This window comes from Arenibacter lacus (assembly GCF_008711145.1).
Lineage (GTDB): Bacteria > Bacteroidota > Bacteroidia > Flavobacteriales > Flavobacteriaceae > Arenibacter > Arenibacter amylolyticus.
Genome location: NZ_VVIN01000207.1, coordinates 1 through 760 on the forward strand (window position 1 = coordinate 1; position 760 = coordinate 760).

Sequence of the window (760 nt, forward strand, 5' to 3'; positions counted from 1 at the left end):
TGTAGCAATGCGATTGGTACAATGGCCCAATTCCTATGATGTAATGATTACCGAAAACCTATTTGGTGATATTTTAACGGATGAAGCTTCTGTAATTTCCGGATCTATGGGACTTATGCCTTCTGCTTCCGTTGGTACCAAGGCTAAGTTATACGAACCCATCCACGGTTCTTACCCACAAGCAGCCGGGAAAGACATTGCCAACCCTTTGGCTACGGTTCTATCTGCCGCGATGATGTTCGAGGATTTTGACCTTAGGGAAGAAGCGCAAGCCATTAGGAACGCTGTGAACAAATCCCTGGAAGAGGGAATTGTAACAGAAGACCTTGCCGATGGTGGTAAAGCTTACAAAACCAGTGAAATTGGCGATTGGTTGGCCAAAAATATCTAAGAAAGAAATAGCGGATACCGCTAGACACCTACTATAAAATGAAGATCCCAATGATATTACTTATCATTGGGATCTCTTTTTTGTTACCTCTATTATACTTTGAATAAGCGCTACTGATTAAAGGCTAGTTTCCTTTCTGCTCTCCGTTTTTTAGTGCGTCTACTAAGGATGATCAGTATCCCAATAAGCACCCCGCTACCTGCCATTACAGCACCTACCAAACTAGGAGAGGTAAAATCGGCTCCCATAGCAATAGGCAAGCCACCAAAATAAGCGCCAGAGGCATTCCCCATGTTAAAGGCACTGTGATTCATGGATGCACCTAGCATTTCAGAACCCTTTGCAGACCTAATGAAGGCCATTTGTATA

The 760-nt window shown here is 43.4% G+C and carries 1 protein-coding gene and 1 pseudogene; one reads left to right on the forward strand and one right to left on the reverse strand.

Translation table 11 applies throughout. From position 1 onward, the window contains the following. The coding region (locus F1E73_RS17180) for an isocitrate/isopropylmalate family dehydrogenase (protein ID WP_262714311.1) at positions 1-391 on the forward strand (391 nt) is incomplete at its 5' end. 110 nt (positions 392-501) lie between these two features. On the opposite strand, the pseudogene F1E73_RS17185 reads toward F1E73_RS17180, so the two are convergent. Next, positions 502-760: pseudogene (locus F1E73_RS17185) on the reverse strand (MFS transporter); the annotation flags it as partial.